We start from the raw sequence: 19,938 nt of genomic DNA on the forward strand, positions 1-19,938 counted from the left end.
AGAGCGTTCATTCTCCTCTACTAATCACGCTTATATTTTTTTAGTACTTCTTCCAGTCTCTTTCGTTCTTCTTCTAGCTTGCTTGGATTTTCTTTTGAACTTGCACGATCTTGCGATTGTTCTTTAGATTCTTCTTTCGCTTCTTCCTTAAGCCAATCCGGCACCATTTCTTTCCGTACTAGTTTCTTCGATGTACGGCCTTTTTTCTTCGTCTCAGCCCATTCTTGATATTGGCGATTCTCTTCTTTTGCTAAAGCCATCGCTTCTGACACTGTGCCTACCTTCTTCCTTGCCCAATGCCCGGCGATCTTTTCTACATACGATTTCGCCAGTTTCATATCAGAGCGCAGCATCACATAATAAATAAGCACATTTACAACGCCTGGTGTGAGCTTCTGATTCAACATCACTTCTTCAATAATTTGCAAATCAGCTTTCGTCGGCTCAGCCCCGCCCGAAATTTCTTTTAATAACTCTCTTGGCGAAATTTCTTCTAACTGCTTAATGAGCATTTCTTCTTGTGTTGTCGGTTCTTTTTCTTTCATCGTCCGCGCATGCAATGGCTGCGTTCGTTCACTAAACACCGGGAGTGCTTGCCCATTCTCAAATTGATACCAATCACGCGCACCTTTTCGCAATCGTTCCATATCAATTGTATGATGTTCTGTAACAGCACCAAGAACAACATTTTGCATGGATAGCGGATCAATTCCGTATACGTATGCTAATGTCATCACACATTCGCGCATCTGTTCTGTAATGGCTTTACGCGGAACGAGCGCTGATAATCCTTCTACAAATAATGAAAAATCAAAGAAATCATTCCAAAGTTGAGGTGCATTCCCCTGCACTCTGCTCGGCATCACAGTTGTATTTGGTATAAGCAATTCTTCCTTGGCATACTCAACTTGTCCTGGATTAAACGAACCAAACACATCATTAAAGGATCGTGTCATATTTTCATAAGAAGCGAAGTCAAATTCTTCTTCTAAAAAATATTGCTTTACTTGATTGTATTTTGCCTTGCTTAAGCGGTTATATAAAAAAATACTTAATACAACATCATCAAAAAATTGCTTCGGCATGAGCGGTGGCTGCAACTCATAAATAAACATGCGAATGTCTTTTTCTTTTTTCATATACACATTTAAAAGCCCAATTGCCTCTAATTTCATACGTTCTTCATAAATATCTGGGAGCTGCATTTGCATCGTTACCATAATAGAATGGTGTGTATTTTCTCTTCCAAATAAACGATCCTGCTCCAATTCTCCCCACAATGTCATATATAAACTAAAAGCTTTACTACCGATTAGCGGTTGATATAGCATCGTAAGCACTTTACGGTCATAATTACTGAGCAGTCCTCTTGCGCTTACTTTATAACGGTCAATTGGCAGTAACTCCATCCATGACTGTCTTTCCATCCTTGCAAATCCTTTCTGTTATCCATTCTTATCATAAAGTGAAACTTCCAACAGTGGTGGGGTTTTTCATCCCCCACTGAGGGAAAGCCCTCACCAATCGGGCGGATACCAAAAGTTATCTCCACCTCTCTTCTGTAGAAAAGCGGAAGCGGCTCGCCCAGAATCGCAGGACGTTGGAGCACCCGACAGAGAGGCGCTTTTTGCCCCGTCCGAGGGGGCGAAACGACCGGAGATTCTAGCCGCTAGAGCTGGACAACGCTTTTCTCAGAATTTCGAGATGAAGATCTTACGGCCCGCGAATAGCGGGATACATGTGATTTATATTACTTATTAGTGAAAAAAAGAGCTAATAGCTTACGCTTCTAGCTCTTTTATTTTCGTTCTTTTTGAAGTATATCTTTTAACTCTTCAATAAATACGTTCAAATCTTTAAATTGTCGATAAACAGATGCAAAACGTACATATGCAACATCATCAATGTCACGAAGCTCTTCCATGACCATTTCACCAATCATATCGCTTTTTACTTCTGACATTCCTGAGTTACGCAATTCACGTTCTACATGTTGCGTAATTTCTTCTAATTGTTTTAAAGATACAGGTCGTTTTTCACACGCTTTAATTAAACCGCGCAAAATTTTCTCTTTGTTAAACTCTTCTCGCATTCCTTCTTTCTTTACAACAATTAGCGGCGGCTCCTCAACACGTTCAAATGTTGTAAAGCGATTGAGGCAACTTTCGCACTCTCTTCTCCTGCGAATTGATCGCCCTTCATCAACTGGACGCGAATCCAATACTCTCGTACCATTGTGAAAACAGGATGGACAACGCAATCCATTCACTCCTTTACAATTTAATTTTATCTTAACAAAACCAAAACGTTATAAACAAGAATTTTCTCTTCTATATTATAAAGCCTTAATTAAATATACTTATGTACGTTATTCTTTTTTATCTTTCTAACAATTAATTTACCCTTGTATAAAGTGAAACTTCCAGCAGTATGGATCTTACCGTCCCCGAATAGCGGGTAAATTAAAAAGAGGTGTATTATACACCTCTTTACATTTTAAATCACTTATCTTCTTTTTTAAAGAGCTTTTGTTTCTCTTTGTTTAATTTCGAAGCTACCTGTACCACGAGGAAGCTCAATGCTCTCTCTCGTTTTCGCTTCCAAACCTTCAGCGATATAGTCCGCAGCAACATTTGGATCAATGCGATCACCACAAGTGTATACATCAATACTTGCATAACCATGTTCTGGGAAGCTGTGGATTGTTAAGTGAGATTCAGAAATGATTACAACTCCACTTACACCTTGTGGTGCAAATTTATGGAAAGCAACCTCACGTACTTCAGCGCCTGCTCGAAGTGCTGCATCCACAAATAATTTTTCAATAAAAGGCATATCATTAAGCTTGTCGAAATCGCAATCCCAAAGTTCCGCGATTACGTGACGACCCATAGTATCCATAGTATCCATTCTACAGTTCCCCCTTATAAATTTAATACAACTGTTCGAATTGAAAACTAATTTGCAATTTGGTTTGCTCCACTACCACGGGGGAAAGTTAGTCCAGAGAGGTCCTAACCCTTTAAGCAGTGACTACCACCTCAGCTCTTAAGTTTACGAATGTTAGTATACTTTGTTTATTTTCATTTTGCAACAACAGTTTTTTACTTTTCGGTGACACTTTCTCTTTTACTTTTCTCCGAAAAAAGAAGAAAAGACTCCAGATTACAGTAATTATAGCCCTTTTAGGTGATTTACAAAGAAAAAGCATATGTATTCTTTTCCTTTCATAAAAAAAAAGAAAAAGGCTAGCTAACGCTTGCCTTTTTCTCATCTATTAAATATGTTGTACGTTTTCTTGTTTCGCAAATTGGTCTACAACAAGCTTTACAAGATCTACAACACGACGAGAATAACCCCACTCGTTATCGTACCAAGCAAGTACTTTCACTTTACGCTCACCCATTACCATTGTAGATAAACCATCAATGATTGCGGAATGTGTATTTGTATTGAAATCTATTGAAACAAGCGGCTCATCACTAAATGCTACAATTCCTTTTAATGCACCATTAGCTGCTGTCATAAACGCTTCATTAATTTCTTCCACTGTTACATCGCGCTTTACATCCACAACTAAGTCAACAAGAGATACGTTTGGTGTTGGAACACGAAGTGCCATACCATGAAGTTTTCCATTTAAGTGCGGAAGAACTTTTGCTAACGCTTTCGCAGCACCTGTCGTTGTCGGAATGATAGACTGGCCGCATGCACGTGCTCTGCGTAAATCTTTATGTGGATTATCAATATTTTTTTGGTCATTTGTATAAGCATGAACTGTTGTCATTAAACCGTTTTCAATTCCAAACTGCTCATCTAACACCTTTACAACAGGTGCTAAACAGTTTGTTGTACAAGATGCATTTGAAATAACGCTATGTTTTGTAATATCAAGTTGTTCATCGTTTACACCAACAACAACTGTTATATCTTCATTTTTTCCTGGTGCAGTTAAAATAACATTTTTCGCACCAGCTTCTACGTGAAGACTTGCTTTTTCTTTGGAGTTAAATTTACCCGTTGCTTCAATTACAACGTCTACTCCTAATTCTTTCCAAGGCAATTCTCTTGGATCGCGGTTGTTTAAAAGGCGAATCATTTTGCCATCTACTAATAAATGATCTTCAAACGCTTCTACTGTACCATCAAATTTACCATGAACTGTATCATATTTAATTAAATGTGCTAACGTTTCAGATGGGTAGCTCGCATTGATCGCTACAATTTCGAATGCGCTTTCTTTTATAGCCTGGCGAAACACCATTCTCCCAATACGTCCAAAACCATTAATTGCCACACGAATCATAATATGTTATCCCCCTTGATTGCGTTATACTATTTATCTCCAATCCCAATAATAGTATAACACAAAAAGGCGATATGTCACTAAACAATTTCATCATTTTTAAATTTTTTTATTTAATAATGTTCCATTCTTTTAAAATGCGACTTAATTGTGCTTTCGTTTCTTCCATTGTGCCATTATTATTAATCACTTTATCTGCTAATGTGATTTTATCTTCTAGCGGCATTTGCGAAGCAATACGTGCTTTTGCCTCTTCTTCCGTAAAATTATTGCGCTCCATTAATCTTGTAAGCTGCGTCTCACTGTCAACATAAACGAGCAAAATTTCATCTACAAGACCTGTTAATTTACTCTCAAATAATAGTGGAATATCAAGCACAACCGCTTGCGCCTTTTCTCTTATGTACATATCCTTTTGTGCATTCATTTCTTCTCGCACAGCAGGGTGAACAATGCCATTTAACAGCAAAAGTTTTTCTTCATTATGGAACACAATGCTGCCAAGCTTCGGACGATCTAGTTCTCCATTTTCCCCCAGCACTTCTTTCCCAAATGCTGCTACAATTTCGTTATACGCTTCCTTCCCTGGTTCTACAACTTCCCTCGCAATAACATCTGCATCAATAACTGGAACGTGAAAACCTTGAAACATTTGTGATACTGTACTTTTTCCACTTGCAATGCCGCCTGTTAATCCAATTACAACTGTCATCATAATTCCCCCTTAAGAAAAGCTTAAGCGTCCTGTTTCGTAAAAACAAGCGCTGAAGCCAGACATCTCCAATTTTTATAAAGTGAAACTTCCAGCAGTTATCTCCCACCTATCTTCTTTAGAAAAGCGGAAGCGGCTCGCTCAGAATCGCAGGACGCCCGCGCCTAAGGCAGAGAGACGCTTTTTGCCTCGTCCGAGGGGGTGAAACGACCGGAGATTCTAGCCGCTAGGGCTGGACAACGCTTCTCCTTGCATCTTGAGGCGGGGGCTTACCGCTCGCGAATAGCGGGATAAATTCTTATTGTTTAAAAATAAAGACGTGAAACATCGTTTCACGTCTCCTCTTACATTTTCCAAATTCCAATAATAATAAGTAATATACCCGGCAAAAACGTGAACTTTTGTAGCCATCGCATATTCGATAATACTGTTCCTGTTTTCATTCCAATAAATAAAAATAACGAGCTCATTACTGCAACTAATCCCGCCATCATAAATGGGGAATATCCAAGTAAAGACGCCCCAATACCTGCTCCAAATGAATCTAATGAAAGCGCCATGCCAAGAAGAAGCGCTTCCATGCCCGAAATTATCCCAGATTTATCAAAATCAGCAACAGTCGGTTTTCGTAAAATTTGAATGACAAGACCAAGAGAAGCAATTTCTAAGTTCCATACTTTTTCTTCTTGCGGCGCTTCCTCTTTTTTATCACTTTGAAAAAATTGATACAACACCCACGCACCGATTGCCACGAGAACCAATCCACCAATTCTTGCCGCAAGCACCGGCGAAAAAATTTGTGCAATCATATGCCCGATTCCCATTGATAATATCATCACAACAGCTGAACAAATACCGATTACAATAATAGACTTCAATGGAATTCGGACATTGCGGAGCCCGTATGTAAGCCCCACACTGCAGCTGTCTAAACTTAGCGTAAAAGCTAATAAAATAAGAGAGAAATAATGATACATCGATAAGCTCCTTCCCTATACATAGCTTTGCTGTATATATATGACAGAAGCCTATCCGATGTTATTACAAAAAAAAATATGAAACTTCCAACAGTTATCCCCCACCCATCTTTCTGGCTTCTCTCTGCACCTTAGGGCGGGGGGGACTTACTGCCCGCGAATAGCGGGATGAAATGATGCTGTCATCAATAGGTATTTTTACTAATGTTTTGTTTGCTTAACTTTTCAACTGACAAACAGGGCAATAATGTGTACCTCGTCCACCAACAACTGTTTTTTCAAGTGCAGTGCCACATGTTACACATGGTTCACCTTTTTTTCCATATACGTAAAATCGTTCTTGAAATGAACCAATTTGTCCTTGCGAATTCATATACGTACGAATTGTACTTCCACCACGCTCGACCGCTTCTGTTAATGTTGCAACAATTTCTTTATACAACGTTTCAAATTCCTCATTCGTTAAAGAAGACGCTTCTCGCTCTGGATGAATACGTGAACGGAATAATACTTCATCTACATATATATTGCCAAGACCAACTACAATGCGTTGATCTAGCAAAACAACTTTTACTTTTCGAGCGGTTTTTTGCATTCTTTCTCGTAAATACCCCGGTGTTAATTCATCCGAAAAAGGCTCTGGCCCTAAATCTGCCAGCGGTATAATTGTAAGCTCCGTTCCTTTTTCGAAAAGATGCATCGTACCAAATTTACGTACATCTTTATAACGAAGTTCCGTACCGTCTGTAAAACGAAAACGGACGTGTGTATGTTTATCGACTGGATCATTTGCTTCGTGCAGCATATATTTCCCTTCCATTCGTAAATGAGAAACAATGACGTAACGGGTTACATATATAAGAAGAAACTTGCCGCGGCGTCCAACCTCTTCAATCGTTTCTCCGCGCAGCATCTCTTTGAAAAGTTCAGCATCGTCTGGTTCTTTCACCAATTTTGGATATGTTACAATAACTTCTTCAATCGTCTTTCCTTTGACGAGCTTCTCTAGCGTTCGTCTTACATTTTCAACCTCTGGTAGTTCTGGCATACTATCACTTCCTTATTTTGCGTCGTACCATGTTGGACCATATGAGTAATCAACCTTTAATGGAACAGAAAGCTCAATCGCATGCTCCATTACTTCAGGTACAAGCTTCTCTAGCTTCTCTACTTCCTCTTGAGGCACTTCAAAAATAAGTTCATCGTGCACTTGCAGAAGAAGACGAGCTTGTAATCCTTCTTCTTCTAGTCGATCCGCCATAATAATCATCGCTTTCTTAATAATGTCCGCAGCACTTCCTTGAATAGGTGTATTCATTGCCGTGCGTTCTGCAAAGCTGCGCAAATTAAAATTACGGCTCGTAATTTCTGGGATGTAACGGCGACGATTCAGTAATGTAGATACATATCCTTTTTGCTTCGTATCTTGCACAATATCATTCATATATTCTTTTACTCCCGGAAAACTCTCTAAATACTTTTGAATGAAATCAGCTGCTGCTTTTCTTGTAATGCCAAGGTTTTGCGATAAACCATAATCACTAATGCCGTACACAATTCCGAAATTTACAGCTTTCGCTTGTCGTCTCATATTAGAGGTTACCCCCTCTTTTTCAACTCCAAACACATCCATCGCTGTTTTTGTATGAATATCCATATCATGTTGGAATGCCTCAATCAAGCCATTATCTTTCGAAATATGTGCTAATACACGTAATTCGATTTGAGAATAATCCGCCGCAAACATAACCCAATCTTTTTCTGACGGAATAAACGCTTGACGTATTTTTCTCCCTTCTTCTAAACGAATCGGAATGTTTTGTAAGTTTGGATCTGTTGAACTTAAACGTCCTGTTTGTGTTAATACTTGATTAAAACGTGTATGAATTTTGGACGAATCTGTATAAACAACTTTCAGTAAACCTTCAATGTACGTAGAATTTAATTTTCCCAGCTGACGATAGTGTAAGATTTTCGGAATAATTTCATGATGCTCCATTAATTTTTCAAGCACATCAGCTGATGTAGAATAACCCGTTTTTGTCTTTTTTATAACCGGTAAATTTAAGTTTTCAAATAAGATTACACCAAGTTGTTTCGGTGAATTAATATTGAATTCCGTTCCTGCAAGCTCATAAATTTCTTCTTCCATTTTCTTAAGCTGCACAGCCAATTCATCCCCCATATTACGGAGACGATTTGTATCAACTGCAACGCCTTTACATTCCATTTCAGCTAATACGCGGCAAAGCGGCATTTCCAGCTCTGTAAATAATTCATACTGCTCATTCTTTTTCAGTTCTTCAGCAAATGATTGCTGTACATCGTATAACACATGTACTTTTCGCGCTACGTGTTCTGCTACAACTGCCTGCTCTGGTACAGCTCGTTTTGCACCTTTTCCATATACCTCTTCATCTGATTGCACAGCATGCGTTTCTTTCATTTTCGCAACGGCACGAAAATCTTTATCGGTTTCTGCTGGATCAAGTAAGTAAGCTGCAATTAATAAATCAAAATCGATTCCCTTTATTTCATAGCCTTTCCACTTTAACGCAACAATTGCACGCTTAGCGTCAAATGTATACTTCTTCATCTCTGGATTCGCTAACCAGCTCGTAAAAGGTTGTGATTGGAGAGCGATATCAGCCTTGACAAAGTAACATCCGTTTTCATTTTGAATACCAAATCCTTGAATATCGGCTCCGTGATAATTGTCTTCTTGTACTTCTACAATAAGCGCACTATCTTGCTGCAACATTTCTTCCGTTACTTCTTCTACGATTTCAAACGAGATATCATCTAGCTCAGCTGCAGGCGTTTCTGCAATCGGCGCTCCTAACTTGGTTAATAAAGAATGAAACCCTAAGTTCTCAAATACTGGGATAATATCGCTATTATCATATCCGTTATAAGCAATATCATCCAAATGAACCGTAATTGGAGCATCAGTAATAATTGTTGCTAACTCTTTACTCATCAACGCTTGCTCTTTATTTTCTTCAAGCTTTTCTTTTAATTTCTTACCGCTCACTTTGTCTAAGTTTTCATATACAGCTTCTACTGTTTCAAATTGTGTTAACAATTTAATTGCCGTCTTCTCACCGACACCTGGGACACCTGGGATATTATCTGATTGATCTCCCATCAGCCCTTTCATATCAATAATTTGCTTTGGAGATAAACTATATTTTTCAAATAATGTTTCTTTTGTATACTCGTCCACTTCTGTAATTCCTTTACGCGGAATACAAACGCAGGTATTGTCTGAAACGAGCTGAAGCAAATCTTTATCTCCGGAAATGACTTTTACTGAAACTCCTTGCTCACTCGCTTCTTTTGCCAATGTTCCCATAATGTCATCTGCTTCGTAGTTCTCTAATTCGTAACGAGGCACATGAAATGCATCTAACATTTCACGGATGAACGAAAATTGCTCTGATAGTTCTGGTGGTGTTTTTTGACGGCCACCCTTATACTCACTATATGTTTTATGACGAAACGTTGTTTTCCCCGCATCAAACGCAACGAGCATATGCGTTGGCTTTTCTTCTTCTAGAATTCTCATTAACATCATCGTAAAACCATAAATGGCATTTGTATGTATACCTTTGTCGTTGTTTAAAAGCGGCAACGCAAAGAAGGCGCGATATGCAATATTATTTCCATCAACTAAAACGACTTTCTTTTCCAATTTGAAAAACCTCCCCGTAAAAAATTAAAACGATTTCTCAATACATAGAAAAAACCGTTCCTTTTCTTCTCTCTATATTACCACGACTAGAAGAGAGAAGAAAAACAACGGCTTTCCTCATAATTATATTCAGCATCATATAGGTGGAATTCATTCTTACTCTTGAAATATAACAGCATATATATATCGGTATAACATAGCACGCATGAAAACATTTCAAAAAAAGAACTATCATTACAAAAAGGGAAGTGACGAGAATAAGTCTCCTTATTCTCGTCCAAAACTACTCCTTGGATGAAGGGGTTTTCATGTATTATAGTAACAGACCTTTATTAATATAAAATGAAGCTATTGTTAATATAATGTAAATATCTACTTACTGTACTTTTCAAGGGTAACAGTAAAAGTCGTTCCAACCCCAATTGCACTTTCTACAGTGATCATCCCATGATGTGCTTCAACTAAATGTTTCACAATAGACAATCCAAGTCCCGTGCCACCTGTATTACGACTGCGCGCTTTATCAACGCGGTAAAAACGCTCAAAAATACGAGGGATTTCTTCTTTTTCTATTCCAATGCCTGTGTCAGATACCTTTATATATACGTTTTGACTATCATACGAAAGCCTAACAGAAACAGTCCCGCCTGCTGGTGTATATAAAATTGCATTATTCATTAAATTAATAAAGACTTGTTTCAATCGTTCTGCATCTCCTACGACAGAGATATGTTCATTCACATCGACACGTAAACGAATGTCTTTATCACTTGCTTTATTTTCTAATATCATACCGACTTCTTCTAATAACCCTTTTAAGTCGACAACTCCCATATTTAACCGAAATCCTTGTTGTTCAATTTTCGATAAATCTAGTAAGTCTTCAATTAACATTTGCATTCGGTCGCTTTCTTTCAAAATAATATGTAAGAAATGCTCAAGAAATTGCTGATTTTCCATCGCTCCATCAAGCAATGTTTCTGAAAATCCTTTAATAGAAGTAATGGGCGTTTTTAGTTCATGTGACACATTTGCCAAGAAATCTTTACGCATTTGCTCAAGTTTCTTAAGCTCCGTAATATCATGAAAGACAAGTACAATCCCTTTCCATTCATGGTTTGTTCCAATAATTGGAGCACCATACACTTCAAAGTGTTTTCTTTCAATTTCAAGAGGCAACAACATTTGCTTCCGTACTTTGACCTCTGTCATAAAAATTTCTTCTACAAGTTCGACAATTTCTTTGTGCGTAAATGCCTCATAATATAAACGATGTAAATACTCCTCATCTGTTACATGAAAAGTCTCTTTATAAGAACGATTGACAAGACTAACATGGCCGCGGCTATCAATTAAAATCATACCGCTTCCCATATTTTCAATGAGTGTATGCAGACGATCTTGCTGCATTTCTTGCTCTAACGTCATCTCTTGTAAATTACGTGCTAAAATATTAATTGCCTTGCTGAGCATTCCCGTCTCATCTGAATGACTTTCATAAGCACGTGCTTTATAATTTCCTTTCGCCAGTTCAATCGCTACTTTTGTAACAGACTCAATCGGTCTAATATACTGTCCTGTAATTCTCATAACAAGAAATAGAATAATAAAGAAAGAAGTGATAAAACCAAGAATTACTATACCCCAAGTTTTTTGATGCACAGTTTTCAAGGAATCAGTAGAAGCATTAATAAGGATATACCCTTTCTTCCCCTGTGCATCTTGGATAAACATAGCATAGTAATATGGGTGTTCATCCTTTGTCTCCTTCATCACAACTGTATGCGTTTGTTTTCTTGCTTCTGGAAGAAGTTCTTCTATCACTTCTTTGCGTGATACCGCCTGTTGGTTTACAGTCTCATATTGAATTTGTTTTTGTTCATTTACAAACGTTACATATGCACCAAACTGCTCTTCAAATTTCAAAAATACATTTGGTTTCTTAAGGACATTATCAATTCCTTCCGTCTCGACAACAGAAGCAACGTACTGTATTTCTTTCTCCAACCTCTCATGGAAGTGATTGACATAAAATCCTTCCAATACTTTTTCAAGCAATAATCCTGTCCCTACAAAAATAAGAACAATTAGAGAAATAAACGTAAAGAGAAGCCTTGAGCGAAATTTATTCATCCCCTTTTGGCTCCTCCAATTTATAACCTAATCCGCGGATTGTTTTAATGTAAGTTGGTTTTTTTGTATTTTTTTCGATTTTATCTCGCAAGTGACTAATATGAACATCAACAATACGCGTATCCCCAGCAAAATCATAATTCCACACAGCACTTAGCAGCTGATCACGAGTTAACACGCGGCTTTTATGTTTCGCTAAATATACAAGTAATTCAAATTCTTTTGGTGTAAGTTCTAACTTTTCCCCTTGGAAATATGCTTCATAAAAATCCGGTAAAATTTTTAATTCAGCAATTATAATACTATTTTCATCTTCTACTTCCGGCACTTGTTCATCGTTGAGTTTCGTACGGCGCAAAATAGCCTTTACACGCGCAACTACTTCTCTTGGGCTGAACGGCTTTGTCATATAATCATCCGCTCCAAGTTCAAGGCCTAACACTTTATCAAATTCATCATCTTTTGCTGTTAACATTAAAATAGGTGTCATAATACGCTGCAGGCGCAGTTCTTTACAAACTTCCATTCCATCCATTTTTGGAAGCATTAAATCTAATATAATCAGATCCGGGCGTTCCGTCTGCGCTTTATGCAGCGCTGTTTCTCCATCCATCGCCGTTATGACTTCAAACCCTGCTTGCTGCAGATTAAATTCGATTAAAGTTAAGATAAACTCCTCATCGTCTACGACTAAAATTCGATTACTCATTCTTTTCCTCCAGGTTATAGACTCTTAAACATTCTTCACCCTAGTATTCTTCCCCGACATTTCCATCATACTAGAAAACAAAACCCCTCTCAATAAAATTGTTCTTTGAAAAATAAGAGTTTATCCCGCATTAACGGCCTGTAAGACTCCGATTGGTTTAACTAACCATCAGTAGGAAATGAAGCCCCCCCACTGACTTACGCTCCACTTTATGTTACCTTTATACAACAAAATACATTTTTACAGAAAGGGCCCTTATGTTAAAAGCATTTATTATCTTTTTCCTTGCAGGTCTAGCTGAAATTAGCGGTGGTTATCTCATTTGGAAATGGCTGCGCGAAGGCGGTTCTATTGGAATCGGCATCATCGGAGGAGTGATTCTATTTTTATATGGGGTCATCGCTACATTCCAAGTATTCTCAAGCTTTGGAAGAGTATATGCAGCTTATGGCGGCGTATTTATTGTAATGAGTATATTATGGGGCTGGTGGATAGATAAAAAAACACCCGACCTATTCGATTGGGGCGGAGCCTTGATTTGTATCGTTGGCGTGTTTATTATGTTATGGCCACGCGGATAAGATACTTGTTTCTCTAAATAACATTACCTATTTAAGATGAATAAGAAAAACAGGTGACATCACATCACCTGTTTTTTTATCAGAAATTATCAAGTGCTCTTTCAAATATTGTTGTTAAATGATGCGGCGGTGTTACTGTTAGTAAACCTTTCATCACTTCTTCTTCTTTCTCATTGTACGCAAACATTTGCATTTCAATTAAATGATCTTCTTTGTAAACGGAAACAACTTCAAAATGAATTTGCAACGTTGCATAATGGTATACAGGCTTTAAAAATTCAATTTCTTGTCTTACGACATGACTTCCTGGACCAGGTAAGTATTTTGTAACTGCAGTTGTAACAATCCCCGTTAACATAATACTTGGTACAATTGGTTTTTCATACGGAGTTTGGGATGCATAATCATGCTGAATATATAACGGATTTGAATCATTCGTTAATCCTAAATATAATAACAAATCTTTGTCTTCTATTTTCTCTGTAACGGATAACTTTTCTCCTACTGTAATTTCATCCATTTTACGACCTAATTTGCTTTTCTTTTTTAACATGATACAATCCCTCCGATCGATATTTAAATTATCCTACTCGAAGTGGTATATTATACGAATCTTTATAACAATGAGAGCACATTCACTACAAATCTACATTTTACATTGTAGGATACCTATTTGATAACGCTTTCAAATTATTTTACAAAAATAATCCTCTAATAGTGGAAAAAGATTCGGGAGCCCCGAATCTTTTTCTTTCTTTTCTTATGCAAGCACTTTCATTACGCTGCGTACAGATTCTACAGAACGATCTAATCCTTCTTTTTCTTCTGGAAGAAGATCTAATTCAATAATCTTTTCAATTCCGTTACCGCCAAGGATAACTGGAACACCTAAGTAAAGATCGCTATAGCCATATTCACCTTCAAGGTATGCAATAGCTGGCAATACGCGGCGTTGGTCTTTTAAGATAGCTTCCGTCATCTCTACTAAAGAAGCAGCTGGTGCGTAGTATGCACTACCGTTTCCTAATAGATTTACAATTTCACCGCCGCCTTTACGAGTGCGTTCAACAATTGCATCTAAGCGTTCTTTCGGAATTAATGTTTCAAGCGGAATACCACCTGCGTAAGAATAACGAACAAGCGGTACCATTTCATCACCGTGTCCGCCAAGAACAAATCCTGTAATATCTTTCACAGATAGATTTAATTCTTGTGCAATAAATGTACGGAAACGAGCTGTATCTAATACACCAGATTGACCGATAACGCGCTCTTTCGGGAATCCAGCTTCTTTAAATACTGAATATGTCATTGCATCAACAGGATTTGTTAATACAACAATAATTGTATTCGGAGAATATTTCGCAATTTCTCTTGTTATACTTTTCATAATTTTAGAGTTTGTTGCCACTAAATCATCACGGCTCATACCTGGCTTACGAGCAATACCTGCCGTAATAATTACAACATCAGAATCAGCTGTATCTGCGTAATCAGATGTGCCGATGATGTTAGCATCGAAACCTTGTACAGGGCTTGCTTCTAACATATCTAACGCTTTCCCTCTTGTTGGATTTTCAAGTTGTGGAATGTCCACTAATACAACGTCTGCTAATTCTTTTTGCGCTAATAAGAATGCTGTTGTTGCCCCTGTAAATCCCGCACCGATGACTGAAACCTTTTTGCGTTTGATTGTCATAATTTCTCCCCCACTTTGAATTATGCGTTTTTAATAACCGCTACGTCCATATTGTTAATAAGGGCGTCAGCAAATTCGGAACATTTCACTTCAGTTGCACCTTCCATAAGGCGTGCGAAGTCATATGTTACCACTTTTGAAGCAATCGTTTTTTCTACAGAGTTAGTAATTAAATTCGCTGCTTCATTCCATCCTAAATGTTCTAACATCAATACCCCTGAAAGAAGAACTGAAGATGGATTTACTTTATCTAAACCTGCATATTTCGGAGCTGTACCATGTGTCGCTTCAAAAATAGCATGTCCAGTAACATAGTTAATGTTAGCACCAGGTGCAATACCGATGCCGCCAACTTGCGCTGCAAGAGCATCAGAAATATAATCGCCATTTAAGTTCATTGTTGCTACAACGTCGAACTCGCGTGGACGCGTCAAGATTTGTTGTAAGAAAATATCTGCAATTGAATCTTTTACGATGATCTTTCCAGCCGCTTCTGCGTCTGACATCGCTTTATTCGCAGCATCTTTTCCTTCTTTCTCAACAATACGGTCATATTCAGCCCAAGTAAATACTTTGTCGCCAAATTCTTTTTCTGCTACTTCATAACCCCAGTTTTTGAATGCACCTTCTGTAAACTTCATAATGTTACCTTTATGAACTAATGTAACAGAAGAACGTTTTTCATTAATTGCATATTGAATCGCAGCGCGAACAAGACGCTTTGTACCTTCTTCAGAAATTGGCTTAATTCCAAGTCCAGAAGTTTCTGGGAAACGGATTTTCTTCACGCCCATTTCATTTTGTAAAAACGCAAGAAGCTTTTGAACTTCTTCAGAACCTTGTGCATATTCAATACCAGCGTAGATGTCCTCTGTATTCTCACGGAAAATAACCATATCAGTATCTTCCGGACGCTTGATAGGAGAAGGAACACCATCAAAGTAGCGAACAGGACGTAAACATACGTATAAGTCTAGTTCTTGACGAAGCGCTACGTTTAAAGAACGAATACCACCACCAACAGGAGTTGTTAATGGCCCCTTAATTGCGATTAAATATTCGCGAATCAATTCTAACGTTTCTTCTGGTAACCACTCACCTGTTTGATTAAATGCTTTTTCCCCAGCAAGCACTTCTTTCCAAACAATTTTCTTTTCACCATTATATGCTTTTTCAACAGCCGCCTCTAATACGCGGGATGCTGCTGCCCAAATGTCTGGTCCAATGCCATCTCCTTCAATAAAAGGAATGATTGGGTTGTTTGGTACATTCATAACACCATTAGTTACGGTAATTTTTTCTCCTGTAGTCACTGCGATTACCCCCATGTTTGAAATTTCATATGTATGAAACTGAGGGATAACCCCCTCAGTTCAAACCATAAATTAAAGTTTAAATATTCCAATCATTATATCTTTGCGAAAAAGTCAGATTCTTGAAAGCGCATTACGCTCTTTGACCGATTGGTACATAACGTTGGTTAATCGGACCATTATAATCTGCACGCGGACGAATGAGACGGTTATTTTCATATTGTTCTAGAATATGAGCTAACCAACCAGACATACGGCTGATTGCAAAGATTGGTGTAAATAAATCATGATCAATTCCTAAGCAATGGTACACAGATGCAGAATAAAAATCTACATTTGGCGGAAGCTGTTTTGCTGAAGTTACAAGCTCCTCAATTTTAATGGACATATTATACCACTTATCTTGCCCTGTTAGCACGCATAAACGCTTAGACATTTCACGTAAGTGTTTTGCGCGTGGATCACCATTGCGGTATACGCGATGTCCAAAGCCCATAATTTTCACTTTATTCGCAAATGCATTATCAATATATGATTCTACATTTTCTTCTTCACCGATTTCCATTAGCATCTTCATTACATTTTCATTTGCCCCGCCATGAAGTGGTCCTTTTAAAGCACCAATTGCTGCTGTAATACCGGAATACACATCGGAAAGTGTAGCTACACAAACACGCGCTGTAAAAGTAGATGCATTTAATTCATGGTCCGCATGAAGTACAAGCGCCTTATCAAACGCTTCAATTTCAACTTCATTTGGCTCACGATTATTTAACATATATAAAAAGTTTGCAGCTAATGATAAATCTTTACGAGGCTCAACAACATCTAACCCCTTGCGGATTCTTGCAAATGCCGCAACAAGAGTTGAAACTTGCGCCTGTAATTTAACCGCTTTCAAATAATTGGACTCTGCATTCATTAATTCAGCGTCTTCATCGTATAATGATAGCATGGAAATTGCTGTACGTAAAACAGACATTGGATGTGTTGTTTTCAAGTTTGTGTTTTTCAAATATTCTAAAATATCCCCTGGCACTCCTGCATGCTGGGATAATTGTGTTTTTAATTCTTCTAATTCCATTTCATTCGGAAGCTTGCGATGCCACAATAAGTATACAACTTCTTCAAATGTAGCATTTTCAGCTAAATCATCAATATCGTATCCCACATATGTTAATGTATCATCAATAATAGAACTTACAGATGATGTTGTTGCTACTACCCCTTCTAAACCTCGAATAACAGTCATTATAATCTCTCCTTTTCCACGAAATTTCTCCCCAACCTTATACTTTGTCTCAATAAAATGTACTTTCCGCTGTTCACGGAAATGAATGAGCACCCGTTCACCTCTGAAACAAGCGAAATACACCCTAGCACGATCACTTCTGCATTTACATCTATCGTTCCATGCTTTTTTAGCATAGACGTGAGATTCTCCCCGCCTCCCCACGCTACAAACGATACATAGTGAGGAAATATAATTTCGGAGAGCTTATATATAAAAACAACATAAAACAATATTAGCCAAATTATTTTATGTTGTTTTTATTTTATCTGGTGTAGGTCTATGCTGTTATGTAACTCGAAGAAGTTCCATAAATCTATTATAAACAATTATCTGACTTTTGTGAATGGAAAGAATTCAAAAAATTTATATTACAATAAATTTTTTTATTTAAATAGCTGTATAATACTCATCGCAGCATATGCAATTCCAGCTCCAATTAACGGTCCCACCGCTACTCCATTAAATAGTGCTACCGAAATAATTGTTCCAAACACAAGAGCTGTCGTAATATACGGATCACTCGCTAAAAGTTGTACACCGCCTTTCGCAAGAAGCGCTACAGCAATACCAGAAGCAAGAGCAATCCAAGCATAATAAGATTTTGTTGCCTCTACAAGTTGCTTAAAACCAATTTCTCCTGTCGCAATCGGCACAAGAACCGCAATCGTTATAATGGTAACCCCAAGGTTAATTCCTTTCGTTTGAAGATAAGGGAACAGTTTATCTCCTAAGAACGTCCATTTCATCAATAGCAAAACGCCAACCGCTACTGTTAAAGATTGATTTTTTGCGATAAATCCAATGAGAAGAAGTATGAATAAAAATAAAGTTGATTGACTAATCATGATGCCTCATCCTTTCTGAAAATAATGAAGTGCTCTCGAACATATCCCTTTAATAAAGCGCAACTTCCATCAGTGGAGTTTTTTCATCTCCACCTATTTTCTTTGCTTTCTCTGAAAAAAGAGGAATTCATTCAGCGAATAGAGAATCGTTTCCACTTACGCCCAAAAAGAAGTTGCTTCCCTTTTCTTTCTTACAAGAAAAAGGTAAAATAAAAAGAGAAAAACCCATACAATATCATACCATTTACAGAAGATGCATCAAAGCATCTCATCATTTGATAAGTGAATACTTACACAACCTTAGCTCTTACGAAACATATTTTGCAAAGGGGGAAAGACCTTTGAATCGACATTCACTTTATATGGCACTTCGACTTCTATTTGTCATTGCAGCAGCTATCTTGGGAGTATACGCACTCGTGTATATAGCAGGTCTTGTATACCCATTTATTATCGCTTTTGCAATTGCATATATGATCAATCCAGTTGTAAACTTTCTCGATCAAAAACTACGATTCCCTCGTGCTTTGTCTGTATTTATCAGCCTTATCCTTGTATTTGGAGCCATCGTTGGACTCGTTACGTATCTTGTAACAGAAGCGATTTCTGCAACAACTTACTTATTACAAATAGTACCAGATAAATTTCCGGCTATTGTTCAGTATCTGCAAGAATTTGCACTCACTAACATTATGCCGCTCTATAACGATTTAATTGCAAAATTCAATCACCTTGGGGCAACACAACAAAGTACGATTACAACAAACATTCAAAACCTTGGTACAGAAGCAACGCAGCAAATGAAAACTATTTTGACAGCCATAATAAGCGGATTAACAAATTTCATCAGTGCTCTTCCGACTATGTTAACTGTTCTTGTATTCGTCTTATTAGCCACTTTCTTTATTAGCTTTGATTGGCACCGTCTTGCTCGTAAAATTGAGAAATTATTGCCAAATCGGTTACACGGTTATGGAAAAACAATTTTTGTTGATTTGCGAAAAGCTTTATTTGGATTTGTAAAAGCACAATTTACACTTATATCAATGACGACTATCATCGTTCTAGTCGGCCTATTAATTTTGCGTGTACCGTACGCAATTACTATCGCCCTTATTACAGGAGTTGTTGATTTACTTCCATACTTAGGAACAGGAACTGTTTTCGTTCCATGGATTATATACGTATTCTTTACAGGAGACACTGCTTTCGCACTTGGTTTACTCATTTTATATATCGTTGTTATTGTACAACGACAATTAATGGAACCAAAAGTATTATCATCCAACATTGGACTTGATCCACTTCCAACATTATTTTCTTTATTTATCGGATTTAAATTATTTGGTTTTTTAGGACTGATTATCGGTCCTGTAACACTCGTGTTATTAAATACATTACATAAAGCAAATGTATTTAAAGATCTTTGGAAGTTTATAAAAGGGTAAAGCGAAACTTTCCTCAGCAATTATTTGCCCTTGCTGAGGATTAGTTGAGCCAATCGGGCTCTTACGAACGCTTTTCCACCGTGAATTGCCGAAAATGTAGCGTCCGTTAAGCGGAGTAAAGCTCTAACGATTGGTATAAAATAAATTTTCACCAATAGAAAAATCAACTAAAAACAAGGAGAAATCTCTCCTTGTTTTTTTATTTACTATGATGAATAAAAATACAA

General features: G+C 37.6%; 17 protein-coding genes. 2 read left to right on the plus strand and 15 right to left on the minus strand.

From position 1 onward, the window contains the following. Nucleotides 1–20 precede the first annotated feature (20 nt). The 10 genes from WAX78_RS08920 to WAX78_RS08965 form a co-directional block, all read right to left on the minus strand. Nucleotides 21–1,427 (minus strand): replication initiation and membrane attachment family protein, encoded by a 1,407-nt coding sequence (locus tag WAX78_RS08920; protein ID WP_336481912.1) that lies wholly within the window; start codon nucleotides 1,425–1,427, stop codon nucleotides 21–23. 371 nt (nucleotides 1,428–1,798) lie between these two features. Further along, entirely contained in the window at nucleotides 1,799–2,260 is a 462-nt protein-coding gene (gene nrdR, locus WAX78_RS08925; RefSeq protein WP_336481913.1) for a transcriptional regulator NrdR, read from the minus strand. A gap of 257 nt (nucleotides 2,261–2,517) precedes the next feature. Continuing rightward, nucleotides 2,518–2,901, minus strand: a complete 384-nt coding sequence (speD, locus tag WAX78_RS08930; RefSeq protein ID WP_195933853.1) for an adenosylmethionine decarboxylase — start codon at nucleotides 2,899–2,901, stop codon at nucleotides 2,518–2,520. 376 nt (nucleotides 2,902–3,277) lie between these two features. Then, nucleotides 3,278–4,306: a glyceraldehyde-3-phosphate dehydrogenase gene (locus WAX78_RS08935; RefSeq protein ID WP_336481914.1), complete on the minus strand. Its 1,029-nt coding sequence runs from the start codon at nucleotides 4,304–4,306 to the stop codon at nucleotides 3,278–3,280. Nucleotides 4,307–4,415: 109 nt separating this feature from the next. Beyond that, nucleotides 4,416–5,018, minus strand: a complete 603-nt coding sequence (gene coaE, locus WAX78_RS08940) for a dephospho-CoA kinase (protein WP_336481915.1) — start codon at nucleotides 5,016–5,018, stop codon at nucleotides 4,416–4,418. Nucleotides 5,019–5,362: 344 nt separating this feature from the next. Then, entirely contained in the window at nucleotides 5,363–5,995 is a 633-nt protein-coding gene (gene ytaF / locus WAX78_RS08945) for a sporulation membrane protein YtaF (protein ID WP_336481916.1), read from the minus strand. 217 nt (nucleotides 5,996–6,212) lie between these two features. After that, a complete protein-coding gene (mutM, locus tag WAX78_RS08950; protein ID WP_336481917.1) occupies nucleotides 6,213–7,043 on the minus strand; it encodes a DNA-formamidopyrimidine glycosylase in 831 nt (276 codons plus the stop codon). A gap of 12 nt (nucleotides 7,044–7,055) precedes the next feature. Continuing rightward, the gene (polA, locus tag WAX78_RS08955) at nucleotides 7,056–9,689 is read right to left on the minus strand and encodes a DNA polymerase I (protein ID WP_336481918.1); all 2,634 of its coding nucleotides are present in this window, start codon (nucleotides 9,687–9,689) and stop codon (nucleotides 7,056–7,058) included. Between the two features lie 372 nt (nucleotides 9,690–10,061). After that, complete coding sequence (gene pnpS / locus WAX78_RS08960) at nucleotides 10,062–11,822, minus strand: two-component system histidine kinase PnpS (RefSeq protein ID WP_336481919.1); 1,761 nt, start codon at nucleotides 11,820–11,822, stop codon at nucleotides 10,062–10,064. Beyond that, entirely contained in the window at nucleotides 11,815–12,531 is a 717-nt protein-coding gene (locus WAX78_RS08965) for a response regulator transcription factor (protein ID WP_336481920.1), read from the minus strand. The genes pnpS and WAX78_RS08965 overlap by 8 nt, the downstream gene beginning before the upstream one ends. Nucleotides 12,532–12,788: 257 nt before the next feature. Between WAX78_RS08965 and WAX78_RS08970 the strand changes: the two genes are divergently transcribed. Continuing rightward, nucleotides 12,789–13,112 carry a YnfA family protein gene (locus WAX78_RS08970; RefSeq protein WP_336481921.1) on the plus strand — a complete coding sequence of 108 codons (324 nt, stop codon included), beginning with the start codon at nucleotides 12,789–12,791 and terminating at the stop codon, nucleotides 13,110–13,112. 79 nt (nucleotides 13,113–13,191) lie between these two features. Here WAX78_RS08970 and WAX78_RS08975 read toward each other — a convergent pair whose 3' ends face one another. The 5 genes from WAX78_RS08975 to WAX78_RS08995 all read right to left on the minus strand — a co-directional run bounded on the left by WAX78_RS08975 (nucleotide 13,192) and on the right by WAX78_RS08995 (nucleotide 18,263). Next, nucleotides 13,192–13,665 (minus strand): MaoC/PaaZ C-terminal domain-containing protein, encoded by a 474-nt coding sequence (locus WAX78_RS08975; RefSeq protein WP_336481922.1) that lies wholly within the window; start codon nucleotides 13,663–13,665, stop codon nucleotides 13,192–13,194. Between the two features lie 207 nt (nucleotides 13,666–13,872). Beyond that, nucleotides 13,873–14,811, minus strand: coding sequence for a malate dehydrogenase (gene mdh / locus WAX78_RS08980; RefSeq protein ID WP_336481923.1), 939 nt, complete (start codon nucleotides 14,809–14,811; stop codon nucleotides 13,873–13,875). 20 nt (nucleotides 14,812–14,831) lie between these two features. Then, nucleotides 14,832–16,124, minus strand: a complete 1,293-nt coding sequence (gene icd / locus WAX78_RS08985) for an NADP-dependent isocitrate dehydrogenase (RefSeq protein ID WP_336481924.1) — start codon at nucleotides 16,122–16,124, stop codon at nucleotides 14,832–14,834. Between the two features lie 133 nt (nucleotides 16,125–16,257). After that, nucleotides 16,258–17,376 carry a citrate synthase gene (gene citZ, locus WAX78_RS08990; RefSeq protein ID WP_336481925.1) on the minus strand — a complete coding sequence of 373 codons (1,119 nt, stop codon included), beginning with the start codon at nucleotides 17,374–17,376 and terminating at the stop codon, nucleotides 16,258–16,260. Nucleotides 17,377–17,801: 425 nt separating this feature from the next. Next, nucleotides 17,802–18,263, minus strand: a complete 462-nt coding sequence (locus tag WAX78_RS08995) for a DUF441 domain-containing protein (protein ID WP_336481926.1) — start codon at nucleotides 18,261–18,263, stop codon at nucleotides 17,802–17,804. A 341-nt stretch (nucleotides 18,264–18,604) separates the two neighbouring features. Between WAX78_RS08995 and ytvI the strand changes: the two genes are divergently transcribed. Next, nucleotides 18,605–19,711: a sporulation integral membrane protein YtvI gene (gene ytvI / locus WAX78_RS09000; protein ID WP_336481927.1), complete on the plus strand. Its 1,107-nt coding sequence runs from the start codon at nucleotides 18,605–18,607 to the stop codon at nucleotides 19,709–19,711. Nucleotides 19,712–19,938: the final 227 nt, after the last annotated feature.

The organism is Bacillus yunxiaonensis (genome assembly GCF_037104695.1).
Classification (GTDB): Bacteria; Bacillota; Bacilli; order Bacillales; family Bacillaceae_G; genus Bacillus_A; species Bacillus_A yunxiaonensis.